We start from the raw sequence: 23894 nt of genomic DNA on the forward strand, positions 1-23894 counted from the left end.
AATACCGCGGGGGTTTGGGGGCTGGCCCCCATTCCCGAGGAGGCGCACAGCGACGACGAGACATCCTGCGTGCCGAAGGCACCCCACCAGGTCAGCCTTTCTCGTGAAAATGTCCGTGGATCGTCTCTGCCATGGCCTCGGAGATCCCGTCCACAGCCTTCAGATCCGCAAGCGCAGCACGGCTCACCGCCTTGGCGGACCCGAAATGCGCCAATAGCGCCCGTTTGCGCGCGGCTCCGACGCCGGGAATATCATCGAGCGGCGTGGCCCCGATCGCCTTGGCGCGCTTGGCGCGGTGGGTCCCTATGGCGAACCGATGCGCCTCGTCGCGCAGGCGCTGGACGAAGTAGAGCACCGGGTCATTATGGCGCAGCGCCATCACGGGTTCGCCCGTCCGGTGGAACTCTTCCTTGCCATGGTTGCGATCAACCCCCTTGGCCACGCCGATCATGGGCACATCGTCCACGCCCAGCTCTTCCATGATCTGGCGCACGGCGCTCACCTGCCCTGCGCCGCCGTCGATCAGCAGGAGTCCCGGCCAGGCGCCCGATTTCCTCTCGGGGTCTTCCTTGAGCAGCCGTTTGAAACGCCGGGTCAGAACCTCTTTCATCATCCCGAAATCGTCGCCCGGGGTCAGGTCCTCACCCTTGATGTTGAACTTGCGATACTGGCCCTTTTCAAAACCTTCGGGGCCGGCAACGATCATCGCCCCAACCGCATTCGAGCCCTGGATGTGGCTGTTGTCATAGACCTCGATCCGTCGAGGCACCTCGGGCAGGTCAAAGGCCTCGGCCAGTCCCTTCAACAGCTTTCCCTGCGTCGCCGTCTCGGACATCTTGCGCGCCAGGCTTTCGCGGGCATTGCGCATGGCCCCGCCGACAAGCTCGGCCTTCTCGCCGCGCTGGGGCACGATGATCTCGACCTTGCGGCCGGCTTTCTCGGCAAGGGCAGCGCCGACAAGGTCCACGTCATCCACCCCATGGGACAGCAGCAATTGCCGGGGCGGCTCCCGCTGGTCATAGAACTGACCGATGAAGGCCTGCATGACTTCGGCCGGGTCCTCGTCACCGCTGACGCGGGGGTAGTAATCGCGGTTGCCCCAATTCTGGTTGGCCCGGATGAAAAAGACCTGCACGCAGGCCTGTCCGCCTTCGCTATGCAGGGCGATGATGTCGGCCTCGGCCACGCCCTGCGGGTTGATGCCCTGTGCGGTCTGCACGGAGCTCAGCGCCCGGATCCGGTCGCGCAGGGCCGCGGCGCGCTCGAATTCCATGGCTTCGGCGGCCTCCTCCATCTGGCGGGCCAGCGCCGCCTGCATCTCGGTGGACTTGCCCCGCAGGAACCGTTCGGCATCCCTCACCAACCCGGCATAGTCCTCACGGCTGATCTTGCCGACGCAGGGCGCGCTGCACCGCTTGATCTGATACAGCAGGCAGGGTCGCGTGCGGGTTTCGTAATCGCTGTCCGAACAGGTGCGCAGAAGGAACGCCTTTTGCAGCGTGTTCAGCGTGCGATTGACCGCCCCTGCACTGGCAAAGGGGCCGTAATAGGCGCCCTTGGCCTTCTTTGCGCCGCGATGCTTGTCTATGCGGGGAAAGTCATGGTCTTTGGCGACAAGGATATTAGGAAAGGATTTGTCGTCGCGCAGCAGCACATTGAATTTAGGCTTGAGCTGCTTGATCAGGTTCTGCTCCAGCAACAGCGCCTCGGTCTCGGTCGCCGTGGTCAGGAACATCATTGAGGCGGTTTCGCCGATCATCCGCGCGATGCGCGGGCTATGCCCGGTGGGGCGGGCATAATTGCTGACCCGCGCCTTGAGATTTCGCGCCTTGCCGACGTAGAGAACCCGGTTCTGGGCATCGAGCATCCGGTAGACGCCGGGGCTGGCGTCCAGCGTCCTGAGATAGGATTGGATGACCTCTGGACCGGTCTTTGTCTGGCTTTCAGCGTCGCTCATGGTCCTAGACTATGATTCCCCGCGTTCGCTGCAATGGGACCGACGCGGGATCAAGGGCGAACATACCCACGAAACCTGTGGACAACCCGGTGGGCAAGCTTTTGGGCATCCGGATTTTCCCTTGTTTTGTGACGGTTTCGTGATGATGCCCATTTTTTGGGCACGCAATCAAGTGGCTGAAAACACTTGGAATTTTTTTGCGCAATCCACAAGCCCCTGAGATTGTTACGAAAATGTTAATCGCCCGACCCCGCCAGCGGGGCCAGTGCACAACTGGCCCCAGGGTTACTCCAGCCCAAGGATGTCCGGCGTCTGCCAGGCAAGGTGCTGGCCGCCATCGACGCAGAGCAACTGACCGGTCACGGCGGGCGCATCCAGGAAGTATCCCAGCGCTGCGGTAATGTCCTCGGGGTTCGATCCACGCTCCAGCGTGGTGGCCGCCCTTTGCCGCGCGAAGTGCTCCTCGCTCTGGCGCGCACCCTGCATTGTCGGGCCGGGTCCGATGGCGTTGACCCGAACGGCAGGCGCCAGCGCCTGTGCCGCTGTCTGCGTGAAAGCCCAAAGACCCATTTTCGCGATCGTGTAGCTCATGAAAGCCGGGGTCAGCTTGCGCACACGCTGATCAACCATGTTGACCACCAGCGCCTGGGCCTGCGGCTCGCCCTTGGCATCCGTGGCCGCGGCCGGTGCCTGAGCGGCCAAGGCCTGTGTCAGAACCACCGGCGCGCGTAGGTTGGACTCCAGATGCCGATCCCAACTGTCGCGGGTGATCGTGTCGATCTGGTCGTATTCGAAGATCGAAGCGTTGTTCACCAGGCAGGTGACCTGGCCAAGGGCCTCGGCCGCACGCGGCAACAAGGCTTGGGTTTCGGCCTCGGTCAGAAGATCGGCCTGCAGCGCCACGGCCTTGCGCCCCATCGCCCGGACCTGACCGACGACATCGTCTGCGCCCTCGGCGCTGCCATTGTAATGCACCGCGACATCGTATCCTCGCCGCCCGAGATAGAGCGCCATGGCGGCTCCCAGCCGCTTGCCACCACCGGTGACCAAAGCAACACCCGTCATAGAACCACCCAAACATAAGCCACGTAAAGCACGGACAGAGCCACGCCCCAGACCCTGTTGATATTCATGCGCAGGAAGACGAATGGGATCAGGATCAGGGACGACGCCAGCATGACCCACAGGTCGAACCGCAGGATTTCCGATGTCACCGGGATCTCGCCCACGAGCGACGCCACGCCGATGATGCCCAGCAGGTTGAACATGTTCGACCCGATGACATTACCCAAGGCGACGTCTGCCTGACGCCGCAATGCGGCCATGACCGTCGTCGCCAGTTCCGGAAGGGATGTCCCGATGGCGACAAGCGTCAGGCCGATGGCGGTCTCGGAAACCCCGAAATCACGGGCGATGTTGCTGGCGCCGTCCACCAGCAGGCTCGCCCCCAGGGGCAGACCGACAAGGCCCAGCGCCAGGAACAGGAATATCTTGGGCCAGGGCAGTTCTGGATCGGCGCCTTCCAGATCTTCGATCTCGTCCAGTCCGGCGGCCTGGCCGGCCTTGCGGTGGGCATTTGCAGCACGGGCGGCATGGATCAGCATCGCCGCGAGCGCCGCGAGAAGCACAAGCCCGGAAATCCAATCGAACTGCCCGCGGAAGGCCAGCGCGATGAACAGGAAACTGGCCGCGATCATCTGCAGGTAGCTGTGCCGCGTCTCGCATTCTCCGGTATGCATCACCGCAAGCAGCGCAGGCACCCCCAGCACCAGCAGGACGTTGGCGGTATTCGACCCGACGACATTGCCCAGCGCCAGACCGGGCACATCGTCCCAGATCGCCTGGACGGAAATCAGCAGTTCAGGCGCCGAGGTGCCGAAGGCGACGATGGTCAGCGAAACGATCAGGGCCGGGATACCGATGCGCAGCGACATGTTGACCGCGCCCTTGACCAGGCTGTCACCAGCCAACAGCAGGATCAACAGCCCAAGCCCCGTATAGATCCAGTCCATCAGCATCAGCCGCGCCCCTTGCAGTCACAGGATTTGCCGAACGTGTATTTGCCGCAGCGCGGACACTTGGCGCTGGACAGCCTGTCTTGCGCCCGGCGCACGATCCTGGGGGCACGCAGCTTGCCAAACATGCCCAGCACGCCGATGAAGACGAGAAACAGAAGGACGATCTTGGAAATCACGTCAGAGGCCGAAACGGGCAAAGGCCGCCCGCTCCTCTAGGCCGGCAACGGCATCATCGACGACCTGGGTGCCGAACCGCTGGAAGAGCCCGCGCTTCTGCCCATAGCGGCGAAAGCGGACCTTGTCGCCGAACCGGTCCTTCATCACCGGCACCATCTGGCCCAACTGGTCGGCCAGGCCGACCTCGATGGCCCTTTCGCCGACCCAGACCTCGCCGGTGAACAAGTCCTTGTCATCGGCCAGCTTGCCGGCCCGGCGTTCGGTCACATGATCCTTGAAGTAGCTGTGCAGCTCATCGAGCATGCCGCGCAGCCGTTTGACATCGGCCGGCTTCTCGGGCTGGAAGGGGTCAAGGAAACTCTTGGATTTGCCTGCGGTATGGATGCGGCGCTCGATGCCGATCTTGCCCATCGCTTCCTGCACGCCGAACGTTGCCGCAATCACGCCGATCGAACCGACGATCGACCCTCGGTCGACATAGATTTGCTCGCCCGCCGTGGCCAGCCAATAGCCCCCAGACGCAGCGATATCCTCGACGAAGCTGAACACGGGAATGTCCTTTTCCCGCGACAGGCGCATGATCCGCGCCGCGATCAGGGACGACTGCACCGCCGAGCCGCCGGGCGAGTTGATTTCGAGCGCGACGGCGGCGGGCTTGCCCCGGCTGAACGCCTTCTCGATGGCGTCAGCCATGGCACGATCAGACAGGCCGCGCGCCCCGCCCGCGCCAATGGCGCCCTGAAGGCGCACCACGGAGACGACAGGCTCGGACTTCAGGAACGGGATCCAGCGTTTCATGCGCTCACATGTAGGCCGCGACAGGGATGGGAACAAGGCAGCATTGACCGCAAATCCCGCCTCGTCACCCTAATCCCGCAGCCGCCAGCCCGTCTTGAAGATCCAGGCGATGGTCGCGAGGCAGATCGCGGTAAAGCCCGCGATAGCCAGAAGGCTCAGCCCGACCGGCACGTCGGCGGTCCCGAAGAACGCCCACCGGAAGCCCGAGATCAGGTAGACCACCGGGTTGAACAGGGTGATGGTCTGCCAGACCGGCGGCAGCATCGAGATCGAGTAGAATGACCCGCCCAGGAAGACCAGCGGCGTGATGACGAGAAGCGGGATCAACTGCAATTGCTCGAAATTTCCGGCCCAGATGCCAATGATGAAGCCCAGCAAGGCGAAACTGGTGCACGTCAGGATAAGGAAGGCCACCATCGCAAGCGGATGCTGAATCCGGATATCCACGAAAAGATAGGCCGTGAGCAGGATCACCGACCCTATGAACAGCGCCTTTGTCGCCGCGGCGCCCACGTAGCCCAATGTGATTTCAAGGAAACTGACCGGGGCCGAGAGGTGTTCGTAGATCGTGCCGATGAATTTCGGGAAGTAGATTCCGAAACTGGCATTTGTGGTGGCCTGCGTCATCACCGAGAGCATGATCAGCCCCGGCACGATGAAGGCGCCGTAGCTGACGCCCTCGACCTGGTCTATGCGGCTGCCGATGGCGGCGCCGAAGACCACGAAGTAAAGCGAGGTCGACACAACGGGCGAGACGATGGATTGCCAGAGCGTCCGGAAAAAGCGGCTCATCTCGAATATGTAGATGGCCTTGATGGCATAGAGGTTCATGCGTCCTCCTTCACGAGGCTGACGAAGATTTCTTCCAGCGAGCTTTGCCGGGTCTGCAGGTCGGTCATCTGAAGCCCCGCATCGCGGATTTCATTGAGCAGGCCGGTGATGCCCGTGTGATCCGACTGACTGTCATAGGAATAGACAAGCCGCCCGCCCTCGGCGGTGAGCGGCAAGTGCGACAAGGCCTCGGGCACGGCTTCCACCGCCTCCGCCAGTTCGATCTGCAGCGTTTTCTGTCCAAGGCGGCGCATCAGTGCGTCTTTTTCCTCGACCAGGGAAATCTGACCCTTGTTGATGATGCCGATCCGGTCGGCCATGGCCTCGGCTTCTTCGATATAGTGGGTCGTCAGGATGATCGTCACACCCTGCTCCTTCAGGCCGCGCACGACCTCCCACATGTCCTTGCGCAGCTCGACATCGACGCCCGCGGTTGGCTCGTCCAGAAACAACACGCGCGGCTCGTGGGCCAGCGCCTTGGCGATCAGGACACGCCGCTTCATGCCGCCCGAAAGCTGCATCAGCTTGCTGTCCTTCTTCTCCCACAGCGACAGGCTGCGCAGCACCTTCTCGACAAGGGCATCGTCCCGCCGCTTACCGAACAGCCCGCGCGAGAACTGGACGGTCCTGACGACCTTCTCGAAGGACTCGACATGGGTTTCCTGCGGCACCAGCCCGATCATGGACCGGGCCCGGCGGTAGTCCTCGACGATGTCGTGCCCGCCGACGGTCACACTGCCCGCGCTGGCCTGCGTGATCCCGCAGATGGTTGAAATCAGGGTCGTCTTGCCGGCCCCGTTCGGGCCCAGCAGGGCGATGATCTCACCCTCGCGGATGTTCAGGTTGACGCCGGACAGGGCCTCGAAGCCGTTGTCATAGCGCTTGGTCAAATCCTTGACCTGGACGATATCTGTCATCTCTGCTCCCTTTGGCGGAGACATTAGCCCGCCCTCTGCCAAAGGAAAAGCGAGAGGGGACCCTGCACAGACGCACCGCCCCGCGCGGAAATGAAGCCTGTAAACCGTCCCACATCCGCGCTAGATACGCGAAATCTGGAAAGGGCAATACCGGGCAGGAAAAGAACGGCACCGATGGACAGACATTTCATATCGGGCGTGGCGCTTCTGGTGGTTGCGATCTGCTTGCTGCCCATCATCGGGGTCTTGGCCGCGGCCATGCTGGGCAGCCTGGACACGCTGCGGCACCTGGCGGACACAGTGCTGTGGCGCTACACTTGGACCACGCTGGTCCTGGTTACGCTGGTCGGCACGGGCAGCATCGTCATCGGTGCGGTCACGGCGTGGCTGGTCGTCACGACGGAGTTCCGAGGCCGCCGCCTGCTGGAAATCGCGTTGGTCGTGCCGCTGGCCTTTCCGGCCTACGTTCTGGCTTATGCCTATACCCACATCCTGGACCATCCCGGCATTGTTCAGACGACGCTGCGCAACGTGACGGGATGGGGCCCGCGCGACTACTGGTTCCCCGAGATCCGGTCGGTCGGCGGGGCGGCGGCGATGCTGACGCTGGTGCTTTATCCCTATGTCTACCTGCTGGCGCGGGCGGCCTTCCGGCTGCAGGCGACGGGGCCCTATTTCGCCGCGCGCTCGCTGGGGTCTTCTCCGATGCAGGCCTTCTTCCGTGTCTCCTTGCCCATGGCGCGCCCGGCCATCGCCGCCGGGGCCTTGCTGGTGATCATGGAAACCATCGCCGATTTTGGCACCGTCGCGCATTTCGGCGTCCAGACCTTCGCCACGGGCATCTACACAAGCTGGTTCTCCATGGCCGACCGCGCAGCGGCGGCGCAGTTGGCCATCGGGCTGCTGGCCTTTGCCCTGCTGCTTGCCGTGCTGGAACAGAACAATCGCGGCGCGGCGTCCTACGCATTGCGCGGGCGGCAGGAACCCTTCAGCCGGACCCGGCTGACGGGGCGCAAGGCGCTTGGCGCGCAGCTGGTCTGCGGTGCGCCGGTGTTGCTGGGCGTGATCGTGCCCACAATCGCGCTGTTCGTGATGGGGCTGCGGTCCGAACAGAACATCTTCAGTCCGCGTTACCTGGATTTCCTGCAGAACACGGTGAAACTGGCCGGTATTGCCGCCATCGTCACGGTTTCGGCCGCAGTCTTCATCGGCACATTCCGGCGGATGCGGCCGAATCGGGTCTCCACCCTTTCGCTCTATGTCAGTCGGCTGGGCTATGCCGTGCCGGGCGGGGTGATCGCGGTGGGGCTGCTGGTGCCCTTCGCGGGGTTCGACAACTGGCTGGACGCCCGGATGGAAGCCTGGTTCGGCATTTCCACCGGCCTGCTGATCACCGGGTCGATCTGGCTGATGATCGCAGCCTACATGATCCGTTTCCTGGCCGCGGCGATCGGCGCCTATGATAGCGGGCTGGCCACGGTGACGCCCAATGTCGACGCCGCCGCACGGGTGCTCGGGCGCAGCTCCATGGGCACCGTCCGGGCGGTCCACCTGCCGATCCTTCGGCCCAGCCTTCTCACCGCCCTGCTCATCGTCTTCGTGGACACCGTCAAGGAGCTGCCCGCCACACTGATCCTGCGGCCCTTCAACCACGACACCCTGGCCGTGCAGGCCTTCCGGCTGGCCTCGGACGAGCGGTTGACGGGGGCGGCGGTGCCCAGCCTGATCATTGCCGGCCTGGGTTTGCTGCCCGTCTTCTTGCTATGCGCTCAGATCGCCGAGCGCCGCAGCGGCAGCGCAATCACCGTCTAGGGCGGGTCTTCGAATTGCAGGAAAAGCAGCCGTCCCCGGCGATCGGGGCGGGCCGGTTCCTTCGGTCCTGAATAATTACCGATAATTTTTGTCGGTCATTCTTGACACAGCCGCATGATCCTTTATCCGATAAAAACACTAGGTTTAACCAAGGAGATCCCAATGACCTCGATTCGCAGCCGCTTGCTGACGACCGCCCTGGCCGCCACGATGGCGGTTCCGGCCTTTGCCGAGGGTGAGCTCAACCTCTATTCGTCGCGCCACTACGACACCGACGAACGCCTCTATTCCGACTTCACCGAACTGACCGGCATCACGATCAACCGCATCGAAGGCAACGCCGACGAGCTGATCGCCCGGATGAGTGCCGAAGGCGAGAACAGCCCCGCCGACGTGTTCCTGACCGTCGACACCTCGCGCCTCGAACGCGCCAAGGATGCGGGCCTGTTCCAGTCGATCGACTCGGATGTCCTCGAAGCCCGCGTGCCGGCCTATCTGCAGGACGCCGACAACCAGTGGTTCGGCTTCTCGCAGCGCGCGCGAATCCTGTTCTATGACAAGAACGATGTCGAAAACCCGCCGATGACCTACCAGGATTTGGCCAAACCCGAATACGAGGGGCAGGTCTGCATCCGGTCCTCCTCGAATGTCTATACCCAGACCATCACCGGCGCCCTGATCGCGCATCTGGGCGAAGAGGCCACGAAAGAGTGGGCCGAGGCCGTTGTCGGTAATTTCGCCCGTGATCCGCAGGGCGGCGACACCGACCAGCTGCGTGGCATCGTGTCGGGTGAGTGCGACATCGCCATGTCCAACACCTATTACTTCGCCCGCGCGATCCGCAAGGACGTGGACGGCCTGTCCGACAGCCTCGACATGATCGGCTGGGTCTTCCCCAACCAGGACAGCATCGGCGCTCATATGAACCTGTCGGGCGGCGGCGTGGCGGCCCATGCGCCGAACCGTGACAACGCGGTGCGTTTCCTCGAATACCTGGCCTCCGACCAGGCACAGGAATACTTCTCGGCGGGCAATGACGAATATCCGGCCGTGCCGGGTGTCGGTCTGAGCCCCTCGGTCGCCGCGCTCGGGTTCTTCAAGCCCGATGATCTGGATGCGTCGGTCATCGCCGACAACATCCCGGCGGCCCAGATGCTGCTGAACGAAGCCGGCTGGGAATAACCCCCGCCAACATCCCGCCATGGCCCCTTGGTCATGGCGGGTTCTGACAAAGGTTCAGGTCACACGCGACTTGGTCTGGTATTTCGCGTCGCGCCACGCGTCGGTGTCCAGCACCTCTTGCAAGACCTTCGCGGCCGCAACCACGTCCCCTTCATCGATATAATGCGGCGTGAACCCGAAGCGCATGATGTCCGGCGCCCGGAAATCGCCGATCACGCCCCGGTCGATCAGCGCCTGCATGGCCGCATAGCCGTGTTCGAAGGCAAAAGAGACCTGGCTGCCGCGCTGCGCCGCGTCGCGGGGTGAGGCGAGGGTCAGGGCGGGGCAGCGCGCCTCGACCTCGGCGATGAAGAGATCACCCAGCCGCATGGAGGCCGCCCGCAGGTCGCCCATATCGACCCCGTCCCAGACCTTCAGCGCCTCTTGCAGAACCGCCAGTTGCAGGATCGGCGGTGTGCCCACGCGCAGGCGTTCGGTGGACATCGCCGGGCGGTATCCCAGCTCCATCGCGAATGGCGCGTCATGGCCCAGCCAGCCTGAAAGCGCCGGGTCGATGTCCTGTACGATGTCCGGCCGCGCGTAGATGAAGGCCGGCGCGCCGGGCCCGCCATTTAGGTATTTGTAGGAACAGCCGACGGCAAACTCGGCCCCCGAACCGGCGATATCGAGGGCCGTTGCCCCGGCCGAATGGGCGAGATCCCAGATCATGACAGCACCCGCCGCGTGCGCGGCCTCGGTAATGGCGGCCATGTCGTGCATCCGGCCCGTGCGATAATCGACATGGGTCAGCATGACCACGGCGACCTCTTCGGTGATGGCACCGGCCACGTCCTCCGGTGCGGGGGTCCGCAGTTCGTGCCCCTTTCCGATTGTGCCGATCAGCCCCTGCGCCATGTAGAGATCGGAAGGGAAATTGCCATTGTCAGACAGGATCACACGGCGGTCAGGCCGCATCTTCAAGGCCGCATCAAGCGCCTGGTAGACCTTGATCGACAGCGTATCACCCGTGGCGACCGACCCCTCCGGCGCGCCGATTAGCCCGGCGATCCGGTCACCCACCACACGGGGCAGGTCCATCCAGCCCGCGCTGTTCCAGGCTCGGATAAGCTCCTGTCCCCATTCCCGTTCGATTGTGTCGGTCACACGGGCGGCGGCCCCTTTGGGCAATACACCCAGCGAATTCCCATCGAGATAGGTGACGCCCTCGGGAATATCGAACAGCTCTTTTCTTGGCAGCGACGCGCCCATGTCCAGCTCTCCTCTTGTAGTCGGCGGTGCAGGGCCGGGCCCTGCCAAAGCAGACGATACGGATATTGCGCCAGGGATCGTCATGCGTAAGCTTCGGCAATTCGAACGAAAGCAACCCAGAAGTCAACCGAGTCGAGGCCGACAGACCGATGACCGACCCAGCCGCCCTTTCGGGCTCCGATCTCAGTGGCATCGACTGGGAAGACGCCTTTGCCAATGGCGTCCATATTCCCGGTGGCGACGCGTATCCCGCGCGCTGGAAGAAGCGGGCCGCAGGCTTCCGGAAAAATGCACGCGCGCAGGTCGATCTCCCCTATGGCACGGGCCGTCGTGACATTTTGGATCTCTTCCTGCCGGACGGAGCCCCGCGCGGGCTCGCAATCTTCATTCACGGTGGCTTCTGGAAGGCGTTTGACAAGTCAACTTGGTCGCACCTGGCGGCCGGGCCGCTGGCCCGTGGCTGGGCCGTGGCCATGCCCAGCTACACCCTGGCCCCCGATGCGCGGATCTCAGAAATCACGGCGCAAGTCGGATGCGCGATAGCCCATGCAGCGGATCTGACCGATGGCCCCATCGCCGTGGCCGGCCATTCGGCGGGGGGACACCTGGCCACACGGATGGTGTGCGAGGATGCCCCTCTGCCAGACCCGGTTGCCGACCGCATCAGCAGCGTCCTGTCAATCAGCGGGGTTCACGATTTGCGACCTCTGCAATTGCATTCCATGAATGAAGACCTGCGATTGGACCCTGAGGAGGCCATCGCGGAAAGTCCTGCCCTCAACCGCGCACGCCCCGGCCTGCCCATCACCGCGTGGGTCGGCGCTCGGGAACGACCCGAATTCCTGCGCCAATCCGCCCTGCTGGCCGAGGCATGGCGGGCGCCGTTGGTGGTCGAACCGGAGCGCCACCATTTCGACGTGATCGAAGGGCTGGCCGACCCCGACCACCCGATGACGCACGCCCTGTTAAAGGAGGACGCAGACTCGTGAAGCCGTGATGCTTGGATGGGCATTGAACCCGAAAGGTGTCGCGCCCCCGAAAACGAAAAACCTCCGCGGCAGGACCGGCGGAGGCTTTGAAACAAGGGATTGGTTGCGGGGGTAGGATTTGAACCTACGACCTTCAGATTATGAGTCGTAACTACTTGATTTTGCTTTATTATTTTAAACCAGCGACTTAGTCTATAAGCCTATGTTTTCATTCACACTGCTCACCGACTTGGACCGACATTGGGTGCGTTAAGACGCTTTGAGATGTAGGCAAAAAGACGTTGAGTGGTTGACGTGGTGTTGACGTAAACCAGCGCGATTATAATCGCAAGATGGGCTGCTTACGGTTCCCTGAACCGGCCATTTTGGCGACGATCTAGCCCGTTTCCATCAAATTCCTGAGCACGAAGCGCAGAGTATCGTGTGGCGGACCACAATGCGGGGAGGCTCACCTGAAACCCATAGCGCGCCTGGGCCTAATGAGGCATGTGTGGCGCCCCGGCTGACCCGCCAACCCGATTTCCGGAATTCATTCCGTACTTATGAGTTGTTCCTGGTTTCATTAAATTCCGTCGGCAGTGACTGGTCATAGGAAGGAGCTTGTGCCAAGTGCAAATTGCATCTCGCTTAGTCCCGACAATCTAACATGTCGCCTTGGCGTGTTCACAATGTACATGCGCGACAGTTGTTACGCCTATTTCATTTGTTTCGATCGTTTCGCTTGCTTCGAATGTTTCAAGTGATACATAGGAACCACAAGAGAAGCGCAGACAATGCGTGTACCGACCGCAATCGAACGACTGTAGAACCTAGATTTTAGAAAGGCGGAGAGCCTCCATGCAACAAACACTTGAGAAGAGGTTGCCAACAAAGGAAGAAATTCAGAACGCGGCTGAAGCCGCGACCGCACTTGCAACTGCGATGGATATTGATGACGGCATCGTCATCAACGGACAGGATGGCAGCCCTATCAGCATCGCGCCTACGATTGGACGTCAGCTCATTGAGCTGTTGGGCCACATCAGCAACGGCGAGATGGTCACCCTTGTGCCGACCGGAGCAATGCTTACGACCCAGCAAGCCGCAGACATGCTGAACGTATCTCGCCCTTTCCTGATCAAGCTGATCAAGCGGGGCGAAATCGAATGCGAAACTGTCGGCTCACACCGGCGCATCAAGACGACCGACCTAATGGACTATCGCGAACGGCGAAGCCAAGCGCAGCATGACGCGATGGCGCAGCTCGTTCAGATGGGACAGGAGGCGAAAGCAAAAGGAAAGTAATCGTTGGGCCACATCGCGAACCCATTCGTCGCAATTCTCGACGCCTGCGTCCTGTATCCGTACCGGATGCGGGACGTTCTGCTTACATTTGCCATTCAAGGCATCTTTAGGGCGCGTTTCACTGATGAGATCATGGACGAATGGTCGCGCAATGTGATCAAGGACATGCCGGATACTGAGGAGAGCGTTAAGGGGCAGTTGGAGCTCATTACTACAAAGTTCGAGGAGTGTTTCGTTACCGGCTACAAGCCCTTGATCGCTAGCTTGGATCTACCAGACCCGGACGACCGTCATGTTCTGGCGGCGGGCATCAAGTCCTCAGCTCAGGTGATCGTCACGAAGAACCACACGGACTTTCCCGAGGATGTGCTTGAGGAGTTCGACATTATCACCGTGGATCCGGACGAATTTCTGGCGGATGCATTCGAGCTGTTCCCGATGGAAGCCACCGGCGCACTGCGTACTCTCAGAACCAGACTAGAAAGACCTCCGATGGATGTATCGGAGTTCCTTTTGGACCTCACCCGTGCAGGGATGCCTCGCCTCGCAGCGAAGGTGCGCGAGCACATCGAGTTCCTTTAGGGAAGCATCTCCATGCCTGCTTACTTTCTAGACATTGCATATGCCCGAGAAGTGAGCGCCGCAATGGATGTGGCGTCGCCGTGAATGCGACAGCGAGCGCTGTGCTGGCCTTCTCCTGAAATTTCCTCCGCATAGCTACCGTTCGAACAGGGCATGTCGGAAAGTCAGCTCTCCGCCCACTAGGTCGGTGGTGCAGCAGCCGGACGCTGAAAACGTCAGCAAGTGTCACACCCGAGCGCGCCGCCCGCAGCCACTCTCAAGCTTCCGGAATTCATCCCGCGCTTATGAGTTCCGAGTTCTTCCTAAATTCCGGCGGCACTGACGTGCTCTAACTTGATTCGAGCGCGGATCTACGCCTCATGTCACGGTTAGAAGGAGGCTGGAACTCATGCGCAACCGATTGAAACTGAATGAAAAAGAAGTGCGCGGCCTGCAACCTGTCGAGGGTCGTGACTATCAGGTTTTCGACCGCGAGATCAGCGGCTTCGCTATCCGCGTCTACAAGTCCGGCAATAAGGCGTTCACGCTGGATTACCGCATCAACGGTCGGCAGCGACGCTACAAGCTGGGTGCTTGGCCGGAATGGACCACCACGGCTGCGCGCGAACGCGCCAAAGAGATCCGGCGACAGATCGACGAGGGTGTTGATCCGCTCTCTGTTCGTGAGACCGAGCGCGAGGCCCCGAAGGTCAGCGACATGATCGACCGCTATATTGAAGAGCACCTGCCCCGGCTGGCGCCTCGGAATGCATCGGACCAGATTTCCATGTTGCGCAAGATGGTCGAACCCGAATGGGGCAACCGACTGGTAACCGAGATCACCAAGCGAGATGTGGAGCGGTTTCTGAACAAGGTCGCCGAAGGGCGGCCACGGCCCTCAAAGCTCAAACCAAACAACCGCGCCCGCAAGCTGCAGGGCTGGAAGCCGACACCGATACGGGCCAACCGGGTCGGACAGCTTCTGCGGAAGATGTTCAACCTTGCCATCAGCTGGGAATGGCGCAACGACAATCCGGCAGCGGGATTCCGCATGCGCATCGAAAACAGCCGCGAACGCTTCTTGAGCCATGAGGAGTTGGCGCGGCTCGCCACCGCACTGGACCACGCTGAGGATCAGCGCGCGGCAGGGATCATCCGCATGTGCATGCTGACCGGCGCGCGCGTTGGTGAGGTCCGCACGGCTCGGTTTGAGCATTTCAATCTTGACTATGGCAGCTGGGCCAAACCCGCTGACACGACCAAGCAGCGTAAAGTTCATCGCATCCCGATTTCTGATGACGTGGCCACGATCGTGCGACAACGCAAATTGGTCGTGCCCAAGGGATGTCCATGGCTTTTTCCCGGCGACACGCCGGGCCAGCCCGTGAAAGAAATTCGCAGGTTTTGGCGCAACATGCAGCGCGAAGCGGACATTTCCGATGTCCGTATCCACGACCTGCGCCACACATTCGCATCACTCTTGGTAAGCAGCGGCGCCTCACTCGAGATGGTGGGCCGCCTCCTGGGCCACACACAAATGTCGACCACACAGCGCTACGCCCATTTCATGGACTCGCCCCTTCGCGCCGGCGTCGATGCGGTAGCCGAAGCCTTTCGGCCGCGCCCCGTCCTTGTGCACAATACGAAGACCAATCGTGCTTCTGGGTAACACCATCACGCCAGCTCGGCGAGACGACGCCAGACCGCGGCAACCCGTTTCCGAATGGTGCTTTCATCGGGGATCTCACCAGTTTCGGACTCTTCATGAAACCACTCGATGATCAGGGACACGAAATCCGCCTGCTTTTGCGGGATACCCTGTTCGTTGATGATGCGCACCATCTCCACGAACATGCCGTCCCAATCGTAGCGCGGCTCGCTGCCCCCGGCACCGCCCTTGCGGCCACCTTTTCGCCGAAGCAGATCGCATTCCTCCTCAAAAGCCAGCACGTCATCCGCCTTGAGCAGCAGGTCCGCTCGGCCGAGCCGCAGCCCTTGTTTCGGGTGCGTGACATACCGCCAGATATTACTTCCGTCGGGCAGAACGTGCCGCACGGTGCATGATTTTTCGCTCCGTGCATAACGCCGGAACATCGCCATGATGTCAGCAGCGTTGACTTGGATGAGGCCAGCGACGGGCTCGGCACCACAAACGATGCGGCCAACTGCCGTCATCATCGGCAAATGGCCTGTCAGTGCCCAGCCTACAATATCGCTCGGGCAACACCCCCAACGCGCGGCAACCTCGTTGAGCGAGTAAATTGATCGAGGTGGTAGGGACATCTAGTGCTCCTTTCATCAGCCGATCGAGCGCCCCGCCCGTCACGGCCATAATGATATCAACCACCGAAAAGCAGGACGACATTTCGGCAGAAACCATCAGCGCCGGAGCTGAACCCGATCCCTCACGCGCAGCACGTGACGACCTGCAACTTCCCTTCAGGAGAATCGCTGAGGCTTCGGGTCCGCGATTATTGTTCTGAAGATCAGGAATGCACTAGGCTCAACGTCAAGTCCTGACGTTGAGGGGAAAATATTTGATCCATGAGAAAGGTTCTTGACGTCTTACGCGTGGCAGAAGCCGCCCTCGCAAGGGAAAATGGCATCAACCTGAACGATATCCAGCAGCTTCTGAAACTCCGCACCCGGACTGCCCAACGCCTCATTCATCTGTTTGAGGAGGCTTTCCCAGCGGTGGAAAAACGCAAGGATCCAGACCGGACCCGATGGTGGAAGCTGCACGATGAGCCTTTAATAAGATATCAAGGCATCCGGGAGAAAGAGCTGGCCTCGATGGAAACGGCCATCCAGCGCGCGCGCCAACATGGATCGCCCCTAGAGGTCCACCACCTTGAATCCATCCGCGATCGCATGCTGGCCAGCATGACACCGATGGAAGCCCGGGTCATCAAGCGCGATGCCAAGGCCGTGCTGGAGGCGCGCGGCCATGCATTTCGCCCGGGCCCTTGTGCGCGCCTGCACCCTGATGTTCTGGCTGCGATCGAGGAAGCTCTGGAAACCAGCATGCAGCTTTCGGTCAGCTATCAAGGCAAGGAGGATAAGGTCCCCACGGATCGCACCCTCGACCCCTACGGCCTGTTGTTTGGGATCCGCGAGTATCTCATTGCCCGCGATCCGGACAAGGATGACCGGCTGCGGAGCTTCCGCCTTGATCGCATCACTTCCATCGCCGTTACCTATCAGTCTTTTCAAAAGGACCCGGAGGTTGATCTGCAGGCCCACGCAGCAAAGGGGTTTGGGTCCTACTATAGCGAGGAGGAGTATGGGCCTGTCGCGTGGCGGTTCAGCCCGGAAGCCGCGAAAGTTGCGCGCGAGTTCGAGTTCCACCCAGACCAGAGCGTCGAGGACACTGACGATGGTGGGATGATCGTTCGCTTCTGCGCGAGCGGCTGGTTGGAAATGGCTTGGCATCTCTACAAATGGGGCGATGGCGTCACCGTGCTGGAACCTGCCGGGCTTGCAAAGGTTGTTGCCGAGTACCGGCGCGGCGACTTTCCCTCCTTTCCGTAGACGAAGCGTTGCAAATCTTAGCGTTGCTCGGCTCAAATGATTCCCGCAACGGGCCGGAATTCAAATCCGGGGTCGCTGTCGTTATGACCGCCGGTTTCTGGGTTGGGAACGCGTAACACGCCAAATCCCATATTTTGTTGGCCGGAACTCAGGCCGCCTTATGACCGCCGGTCACTGCCTAGGGGCCGGTCGGTTCGCGATGTTTCTCTGCCTCTGCTGGCGATGAGTGCCAGCTTTGCAATGGAGACATCAATGCCTGATCAGAACCTTCCGCCCCCGGCACGCCCTGCGCCCTTGTTGTCGGGAATGTACACACGCCAGCAGCTGGCCATAGAACTGGGGTTTACCTGTGACACGCTCTGCCGCTGGGAAGCACGCCAAATTGGGCCGCCGTGCACGCGGATTGGGCGACGGGTCTTGTATCGCCGTGACGCGGTCGAGGCCTGGCTGCTTGAGCAGGAGAATGCCCGCACCAATCGTGCACGCCGTGGGGGGCGCTGATGAGCATCCCCCTTCCCTTCCGCAAGTCCAGTGCGCGGGACCGCGCGCGTCAGGACTGGATCGACGAGCGCCGGCGCGAGGCGCGCATGGTGGTGGCTGATGTGGCGCACCATTCCGATTACCTGGTGCGGCTCGCCTGCAAGGTGCTGGTGCAACATGGTGAGACCTTTGAGGAGCGCGAGGATGCGCGCATCCTGCTGGTCGTGCTTGACGCCAAGACGCCAGGGCGGTTGCCCGCGCCAGATCGGGAGGGCCGCTCATGAAACGACGCGGTACACCCGAAGCGGATCTGCAGCGTGCTGTCGTGACCGCGCTGCGCTTTGCCCTCCCCAAGGGCGCGATCATCCATCACTGCGCCAATGAGGTGACCGAGGCCAGCCCGCACGGGGCCAAGCGACAGGCCATCCTGGTCGGCATGGGCGTCCATCCGGGCTTTGCCGACTTGATCATCCTGTGTCGCGGTCGCGCGCTCTTTCTCGAACTGAAATCCCTCAAAGGCCGTCTCAGCCCAGCGCAGGAGGCGTTTCGTGATGCCGTGAAGGCGCAGGGCTTTGGCTGGGCGCTGGTGCGGTCGTTGGATGATGCGCTGGGCGCGCTGGCTGATCATGGCCTCACAACGCGCGTGGCCGCTCCAGGTCGGAGGGCCGCACCATGAGCCATGCTGCCACCAACTGGGCAATTCAGCAACGCGGTTTGAAGCCAGCCACCAAGATCGTCCTCTGGCATCTTTGCGATCGGCACAACCCGGACTTCGGCTGCTTCCCAACACAAGCCCGCCTGGCCGCGGACGCTGAAATGTCGATCTCCTCGCTGAACGATCACCTCAAGAAACTTGAAGCCCTGGGGCTCATTCGGCGCATTCAATGTCAAAACCATCGGACCAAACGACGCCAAGCCACACGCTACATCTTGGGATTTGAATTGGTAGGCCCACAAGAGCCACTTCCAGAAATCGGAGATGGGCAGGAGGGCCCAGACTGGGAAAATGACACCGAGCCGTGTCCAGAATTCGGAGACGGAGCCAACTCCGAATTTGAGGCCGACCCATCTCCGAAAAATCGCCAAAGCCATCTGCGAAATTCGGAGACTAACCTTGTAAGGGAACCTTTAAGAGAACCAGTAAAGGAGGAGGAGAACGCGCGAGCGCGCGAAACCGGTTTTGATGATTTCTTTGGAAAGCTGCTCTCAGCGCTGGGCTTCGATCATGACGGGCCTCTTCCTGGCTGGTGGCAGGGCTGGCCTCCGCGAGAGCATGTTCAACGCTGGCAGACCGACCTCGGGCTGACTAAGGCTGAAATCCTCGAGGCGGCTGAGGCGTCGCGGCGAGATCACCCCGAGCCACCCGACGGGCCCAAGGCGCTGGATCGGGTCATGCAACGCGCTGCCCAGCGCAAAACGACTTCGAATGGGTCCAACGGCCAGGACGGCAAAAGGCGGCGGGGAAAGGCGGCTTCAGGGCCTGCCCCCAGCATCGATGAGCTGGCAGCCTTCTATGCAGACCGCGTGAAGTGCGACGGCTACTTGCCACCTAGCATGATCAGCACTGCCATGTGCCAAGCCATGCTGGAGCGCGGGTTAGTGACCCATGACCAGCTGCGGATGCGGGGGGTGCTATGAGCAAGATTGATAGAACGCTGCATGCGCACCCACTCGCCTCAACTCGCAAAGGCGGCAACCAATCATATAACGGCCGCCCAAAGCGCGTGATGACCGTGCAGCAAGCGCTGGAATGGGCGTTTCGCACCGAATGCGCTCAGCTGGAACTGCCTGAGCCGCCTGATCCAGAGCGCGGAGATGGGTTTGGATTTGGTCTTGAATATGTGCTCATGCAGCGCGCGGCGCTGGGCTGTAAAATTGATGGCGGCCGGTACAAGTTGGGCGATTACACTCACGAGGATGCTGAGGTGATCGCGGCCACAGTGGCCGGGATGCCTGATGATCTTGGCGGTAAGCGTATAGCCATCCGGGTGGCAGAGCTCGCGCGCGCTGGGCTAACACCGGATTGGATGCCAGGGGCCGTGCCCCGATGTGTGCCGGTGGACATGAAACGTAACCGGCATGGCGATCGCGCGGTGACCGAGGTGGTTGGGACCGAGCGCGTGTTGTCGCGCGGCAAGTGGCGGACAGTGGAGGTGCGGGCCTGTCCTGTTACTTACTCGCCCCACCCAGAGCAGATTGAGGCAGCGAGGCGGGCGTATGGGGATTGGTGGCAGGCACTGGAATGGATCCAGGAAGGCCTACAAGTCGGGAATATGCTGCGGGATGTTCAAATAGCCGCAGCCCTGCCGGCACAGCGACCTTGGAAGCCGAAACAAACGCGCCTACGATCAGCCAACGCATCATCAAAATAACAATTTGCTGCCTGAACTCTTCGAGGCAGGAGCAGGATTACAAGCTCAAGGAGTATTCAATTGGTAGCCACCGCCACAATCGAACTCAAAGACTTGGTGCTGCAAACAGTCATCGGGACTTACGGCGAAAACGACACGGTTCCGGAAGCCCATGTCCTAGACATGACCTTATCGATCGCTTCGGAGAAAGTGTTCGTGTCAGAAGACGGCATGAGCCAGGTTTTTGATTACGATCCGTTGATTGCAGAAATTGATCACTTGGCACGTGATGGCCATTACGAGACGCAAGAATGGCTTGTAAGCAGGATTGCAAAAGCATGTGCTCCACACCCAGAGATCACTGGTCTCGATATTGGCTTGCACAAACGTCCTGTGAAGGACGGAAGCGGAACTCTGGGCATACGCCTCAGACTGGATGCACAGGACCTTGAAAGCCTGCGCTGAAAGACAAGCTCAGCCCAAAAACGAGCGCTAAAATCGGTCTGACGACACACAGTTTCGACACCCGAAAAAGGTAAGCTCAAGGCGGCCTCACGGTCGTGTTCGGCCTGTCCAGCGCTTTGCTAGACCTGAGATGCGGCTCAGGGCGGAAAATGTTCGTTCAGCGGCCAGACACCAGCGATCTTTATGTTTGACATCACGTCATTGGGGAAATGTCGACTTGGAGCCATCGGGACCTTGGAAGCCATGAATTGCACCCAGAAAGTCCCTGTATGACTTTTAACAGGTACGGCGTTGAATTTAGACGAAATAGTCAGTCAGCATCGGTTTCGGCTCAAGTGGCGAAAAGCGGCATAGCCACAAGATCTAGGGGCAGACGCTAAGTCTTGAAAATTGAACGTTGCGCCTGAGGCACACTCACGAACAGGCGCGGAATAACACATTGATTTATTGCTATTAATTTCTTTCTGTACCGCAAAAAACATCGTGCAGAGTAAGTCAATGGCATATCATGCGAAAAACAGCTCAGACTTTGTGGGCCTGCGCACTGCATATGGTGGTCGTAAGCAGGTGGTTTATGATGCGCATGGCGACCGGCGTGTCATCTTGGATATCTGTGACCCAACAGCGTCTGAAGCGAAGATCGATGAGGCGCTCAAAGAAGGCATCAACACCAGTAACGTTTTGCGTGGGGTTATCACAGCCCTGAAGGCACGCGATATTCCCATCGATATCGCGAGCTAAGAATTTCAGGGGCTGAAGAATCGCTGCCTTATGCTAAATAAGCGTCAACTCCAGGCGAACTGGGGATTCGAGGCAGCATGCAACCACTCATCCATAAAGCTTCCGTCAAACTGACGGCGGACAAGCTTCCCAAAAGCGCATCGCCCGGCGATGCTGTTAACCTATACCTGCAAGAAGACGGAAAGATTGTCGCAACCTACATGGTTCCTTCTCGCCTGCCCTTTGGCTTGGGTAGACCTGCTGAATTGGCCTTGGGATATCTGGGACAGCAAGCAACTGAAATTCTACGACCTGCGCTTCAGCGCTACGCCCATCTAAGAGTGCGCATAGTTGAAATTGAGCCTGCTCACTTACGCTCTTCTGGGAAAACCAGTCTGTTCATCTCCGTATGGGGGGATCCGGCCATCTTGCAGTCTGCTCGGCCACGCCATCAGATTTTTACCCCAAGCAAGATCAATGATGACCCCGCTCCAGAAGGTGACGATTAACCGGCCTCTACGAATACGAAACTTTGCGACCCTGACAACCAGAGGTGGTCGCGGAAATTCGGACCGGTTGTTAAGTTGGATCGCATGACGAGAGAGACGATCCGAAATGGCAAAGGGAAAGACGCATACGCCTGATTTCAAGGCGAAGGTCGCGCTTGAAGCGATCCGCGAAGAGATGACGCTGGCCGAGCTGTCGAAGAAGTATGGCGTGCATCCGAACCAGATCAGCACATGGAAGCGGGCGGCGATTGAGAACATGGCCACGGCGTTCACCCGGCGGGGTGCTGATCCCGGGAAGGTTAACGAGTCGGGGATCGATAAGCTGCACTCAAAAATCGGGCAGCTGGTGGTGGAACGGGATTTTTTAGCCAATGCCTCGGTTCAGCTGCTCGGGACGCGAGGCAAGAAATGGTGAGCAAGGATCATGAGCTGAGCCAGCGGCGGCAATGCGCGCTGCTGCAATTGTCGCGCTCTACGCTGTATTATCGTCCCAAGGGTGAAAGCGCTGAGAACTTACGTTTCATGGAGATCATCGACAAGCAGTTCCTGGAGACCCCGTGGTATGGCTCTCGCCATATGGCGCGTCACATGAAGCGGCGGGGTCACAAGTGCGGCCGTCATCGTGTGCGGCGCCTGATGCGTCTGATGCGGTTGGTGCCGATCTACCAGGAGCCCAACACCAGCAAGAAACACCCGGCGCACAAGATCTACCCCTACCTGCTCAAGGGGCTGGCGATCACCCGGCCCAATCAGGTCTGGTGTGCCGATATCACCTATATCCGGATGGAGCGGGGGTTCCTGTATCTGGTCGCCATCATGGATTGGTATAGCCGCAAGGTTCTGGCCTGGCGTCTGTCGAATACCTTGGAGGCAGACTTCTGTGTCGCGGCGCTGAAAGAAGCGCTGGCCACCTATGGCCCGCCAGAGATCTTCAACATCGATCAGGGATCGCAGTTCACCAGCAGCGACTGGATCGATGAACTGAAGGAGGCCAAGGTGACGATATCGATGGATGGCAAGGGCCGCTGGATCGACAATCGCATGATCGAGCGCCTTTGGCGGTCGCTGAAATACGAATGCGTTTACCTGCGTGCCTTCGAGACCGGGTCACAAGCCAGGGAGGGTATCGGGCGATGGCTGGCCTATTACAACGCCGAGCGGCCCCACTCGACCTATGGCATCTTGACCCCGGATGAGGTCCATGCCAGCAAAACGGAACCCATGAAAATGGCAGCCTGATCTGAAACCTTGATCCAACTTAACTGGGCTGCAATCTGGTCGAAAAAGCAGGACCACCTCTGCGTTCGCTTAAGTTTCCGGTCCGTCGGTTTCGACCATTGTTCGTACAAGCTTGGCAATTTGTTGTCGCAGGCGCGGGTTTTCGACACGGGAAAACATCGTAACCAACTTTGTTGTATCGTCATCTAAAATAGGTGCGGGATTCGAGATGTTCTCCAGTCCCTCAAAAAAATAGCCCGGAGTAACCTCCAGGAATTGGGCAGCTTCGAAAAGCTTGCTCGCCGATAAGCGATTTTTTCCTTGTTCGTATTTCTGAACCTGTTGGAAGGTGATGTTGAGTGACTGAGCGACACATGACTGGCTCAGCCCCCTTAAGCGTCGCACTTCTCTTAACTTTTGACCAACATATACATCGACGGGATGAGACATAGAGGGACCTTACAAGGTTACTGCATTTGTTTAGCGTTGGGTCGCGATGTGTTCGAGGGGAGGCGTTTTAGCCCGATCCGACGAACAACTATGGCGGCGAGGACAACGAAAATAAATGTGTCTTTAGAATGAAAAGTAAACTTTTAGTACAATCCGTTGCGACTGCCCACTCTCTCTGTGGGGTGAGGAGCGGATCGAAGGGCTTCATGAGGTCGCAGCTTATGGTACGATCGTTCTCGTCGCCGGGCATGTGATCGGCGTGATCGTCGCTAGGGTCAGGACCCATTGATTTCCGCATTTCGGCGTGATTCACGGTTCGAAAAACGAGCGGTGACCATGTCTGATCTTTTCTGGCTGACGGAGGCGCAGATGGCGCGTCTTGAGCCCTTCTTCCCC

Annotated in this window: 25 protein-coding genes; 15 read left to right on the forward strand and 10 right to left on the reverse strand. The window is 60.3% G+C overall.

Annotation, left to right across the window (positions count from 1 at the left end; all coding sequences use genetic code 11):
• Positions 1-91 precede the first annotated feature (91 nt).
• The 7 genes from uvrC to DFK10_RS11365 all read right to left on the reverse strand — a co-directional run bounded on the left by uvrC (position 92) and on the right by DFK10_RS11365 (position 6698).
• A complete protein-coding gene (gene uvrC / locus DFK10_RS11335; protein WP_109389146.1) occupies positions 92-1957 on the reverse strand; it encodes an excinuclease ABC subunit UvrC in 1866 nt (621 codons plus the stop codon).
• Positions 1958-2242: 285 nt separating this feature from the next.
• Positions 2243-3022, reverse strand: coding sequence for an SDR family oxidoreductase (locus tag DFK10_RS11340; protein WP_109389147.1), 780 nt, complete (start codon positions 3020-3022; stop codon positions 2243-2245).
• The gene (locus DFK10_RS11345) at positions 3019-3975 is read right to left on the reverse strand and encodes a calcium/sodium antiporter (protein ID WP_109389148.1); all 957 of its coding nucleotides are present in this window, start codon (positions 3973-3975) and stop codon (positions 3019-3021) included. Before DFK10_RS11345 ends, DFK10_RS11340 begins: the two co-directional genes overlap by 4 nt.
• A complete protein-coding gene (locus DFK10_RS11350; protein WP_109389149.1) occupies positions 3975-4172 on the reverse strand; it encodes a hypothetical protein in 198 nt (65 codons plus the stop codon). Before DFK10_RS11350 ends, DFK10_RS11345 begins: the two co-directional genes overlap by 1 nt.
• Positions 4153-4950: a S49 family peptidase gene (locus DFK10_RS11355; protein WP_109389150.1), complete on the reverse strand. Its 798-nt coding sequence runs from the start codon at positions 4948-4950 to the stop codon at positions 4153-4155. The genes DFK10_RS11350 and DFK10_RS11355 overlap by 20 nt, the downstream gene beginning before the upstream one ends.
• A 69-nt stretch (positions 4951-5019) precedes the next feature.
• Entirely contained in the window at positions 5020-5781 is a 762-nt protein-coding gene (locus DFK10_RS11360; RefSeq protein WP_109389151.1) for an ABC transporter permease, read from the reverse strand.
• Positions 5778-6698, reverse strand: coding sequence for an ABC transporter ATP-binding protein (locus tag DFK10_RS11365; protein ID WP_109389152.1), 921 nt, complete (start codon positions 6696-6698; stop codon positions 5778-5780). Before DFK10_RS11365 ends, DFK10_RS11360 begins: the two co-directional genes overlap by 4 nt.
• A 174-nt stretch (positions 6699-6872) precedes the next feature.
• Between DFK10_RS11365 and DFK10_RS11370 the strand changes: the two genes are divergently transcribed.
• Both DFK10_RS11370 and DFK10_RS11375 read left to right on the forward strand, forming a co-directional pair.
• The gene (locus tag DFK10_RS11370) at positions 6873-8510 is read left to right on the forward strand and encodes an ABC transporter permease (protein WP_109389153.1); all 1638 of its coding nucleotides are present in this window, start codon (positions 6873-6875) and stop codon (positions 8508-8510) included.
• A gap of 162 nt (positions 8511-8672) precedes the next feature.
• Entirely contained in the window at positions 8673-9692 is a 1020-nt protein-coding gene (locus tag DFK10_RS11375; RefSeq protein ID WP_109389154.1) for a Fe(3+) ABC transporter substrate-binding protein, read from the forward strand.
• A gap of 54 nt (positions 9693-9746) precedes the next feature.
• Here DFK10_RS11375 and kynU read toward each other — a convergent pair whose 3' ends face one another.
• Positions 9747-10940, reverse strand: a complete 1194-nt coding sequence (gene kynU / locus DFK10_RS11380; protein ID WP_109389155.1) for a kynureninase — start codon at positions 10938-10940, stop codon at positions 9747-9749.
• A 149-nt stretch (positions 10941-11089) separates the two neighbouring features.
• On the opposite strand from kynU, the gene DFK10_RS11385 reads away from it, so the two are divergent.
• From DFK10_RS11385 to DFK10_RS11400, 4 genes are all read left to right on the forward strand, one after another.
• A complete protein-coding gene (locus DFK10_RS11385; protein WP_109389156.1) occupies positions 11090-11929 on the forward strand; it encodes an alpha/beta hydrolase in 840 nt (279 codons plus the stop codon).
• Positions 11930-12766: 837 nt separating this feature from the next.
• Positions 12767-13213, forward strand: coding sequence for a helix-turn-helix domain-containing protein (locus tag DFK10_RS16615; RefSeq protein WP_109389157.1), 447 nt, complete (start codon positions 12767-12769; stop codon positions 13211-13213).
• A gap of 3 nt (positions 13214-13216) precedes the next feature.
• Positions 13217-13795: a PIN domain-containing protein gene (locus tag DFK10_RS11395; RefSeq protein ID WP_109389158.1), complete on the forward strand. Its 579-nt coding sequence runs from the start codon at positions 13217-13219 to the stop codon at positions 13793-13795.
• A 388-nt stretch (positions 13796-14183) separates the two neighbouring features.
• Positions 14184-15443, forward strand: coding sequence for a tyrosine-type recombinase/integrase (locus DFK10_RS11400; protein ID WP_109389159.1), 1260 nt, complete (start codon positions 14184-14186; stop codon positions 15441-15443).
• Between the two features lie 5 nt (positions 15444-15448).
• Here DFK10_RS11400 and DFK10_RS11405 read toward each other — a convergent pair whose 3' ends face one another.
• A complete protein-coding gene (locus DFK10_RS11405; protein ID WP_109389160.1) occupies positions 15449-16057 on the reverse strand; it encodes a hypothetical protein in 609 nt (202 codons plus the stop codon).
• Positions 16058-16318: 261 nt separating this feature from the next.
• On the opposite strand from DFK10_RS11405, the gene DFK10_RS11410 reads away from it, so the two are divergent.
• The 9 genes from DFK10_RS11410 to DFK10_RS11450 all read left to right on the forward strand — a co-directional run bounded on the left by DFK10_RS11410 (position 16319) and on the right by DFK10_RS11450 (position 23069).
• Entirely contained in the window at positions 16319-17305 is a 987-nt protein-coding gene (locus tag DFK10_RS11410) for a helix-turn-helix transcriptional regulator (protein WP_109389161.1), read from the forward strand.
• A gap of 500 nt (positions 17306-17805) precedes the next feature.
• A complete protein-coding gene (locus DFK10_RS11420) occupies positions 17806-18069 on the forward strand; it encodes a hypothetical protein (protein WP_109389163.1) in 264 nt (87 codons plus the stop codon).
• Positions 18066-18461, forward strand: a complete 396-nt coding sequence (locus DFK10_RS11425) for a VRR-NUC domain-containing protein (protein WP_109389164.1) — start codon at positions 18066-18068, stop codon at positions 18459-18461. The genes DFK10_RS11420 and DFK10_RS11425 overlap by 4 nt, the downstream gene beginning before the upstream one ends.
• Entirely contained in the window at positions 18458-19423 is a 966-nt protein-coding gene (locus DFK10_RS11430) for a helix-turn-helix domain-containing protein (RefSeq protein ID WP_109389165.1), read from the forward strand. The genes DFK10_RS11425 and DFK10_RS11430 overlap by 4 nt, the downstream gene beginning before the upstream one ends.
• Positions 19420-20157 (forward strand): hypothetical protein, encoded by a 738-nt coding sequence (locus tag DFK10_RS11435; RefSeq protein ID WP_109389166.1) that lies wholly within the window; start codon positions 19420-19422, stop codon positions 20155-20157. The genes DFK10_RS11430 and DFK10_RS11435 overlap by 4 nt, the downstream gene beginning before the upstream one ends.
• A 60-nt stretch (positions 20158-20217) precedes the next feature.
• Complete coding sequence (locus tag DFK10_RS11440) at positions 20218-20601, forward strand: dihydroneopterin aldolase (RefSeq protein ID WP_109389167.1); 384 nt, start codon at positions 20218-20220, stop codon at positions 20599-20601.
• Positions 20602-21099: 498 nt separating this feature from the next.
• Positions 21100-21342, forward strand: coding sequence for a hypothetical protein (locus DFK10_RS11445; RefSeq protein ID WP_109389168.1), 243 nt, complete (start codon positions 21100-21102; stop codon positions 21340-21342).
• Between the two features lie 77 nt (positions 21343-21419).
• The gene (locus tag DFK10_RS16275; protein ID WP_146193262.1) at positions 21420-21830 is read left to right on the forward strand and encodes a hypothetical protein; all 411 of its coding nucleotides are present in this window, start codon (positions 21420-21422) and stop codon (positions 21828-21830) included.
• A 106-nt stretch (positions 21831-21936) separates the two neighbouring features.
• Positions 21937-23069 (forward strand): IS3 family transposase gene (locus tag DFK10_RS11450; protein ID WP_408005588.1). Its coding sequence is split into 2 segments (ribosomal slippage): positions 21937-22204 and positions 22204-23069, totalling 1134 coding nucleotides; the frame shifts between segments, so codons are not numbered across the junction.
• Positions 23070-23138: 69 nt separating this feature from the next.
• On the opposite strand, the gene DFK10_RS11455 is transcribed toward DFK10_RS11450, so the two are convergent.
• Positions 23139-23498 (reverse strand): helix-turn-helix domain-containing protein, encoded by a 360-nt coding sequence (locus DFK10_RS11455; RefSeq protein WP_109389170.1) that lies wholly within the window; start codon positions 23496-23498, stop codon positions 23139-23141.
• Positions 23499-23894: the final 396 nt, after the last annotated feature.

This window comes from Salibaculum griseiflavum, assembly GCF_003129565.1.
Taxonomy (GTDB): domain Bacteria; phylum Pseudomonadota; class Alphaproteobacteria; order Rhodobacterales; family Rhodobacteraceae; genus Salibaculum; species Salibaculum griseiflavum.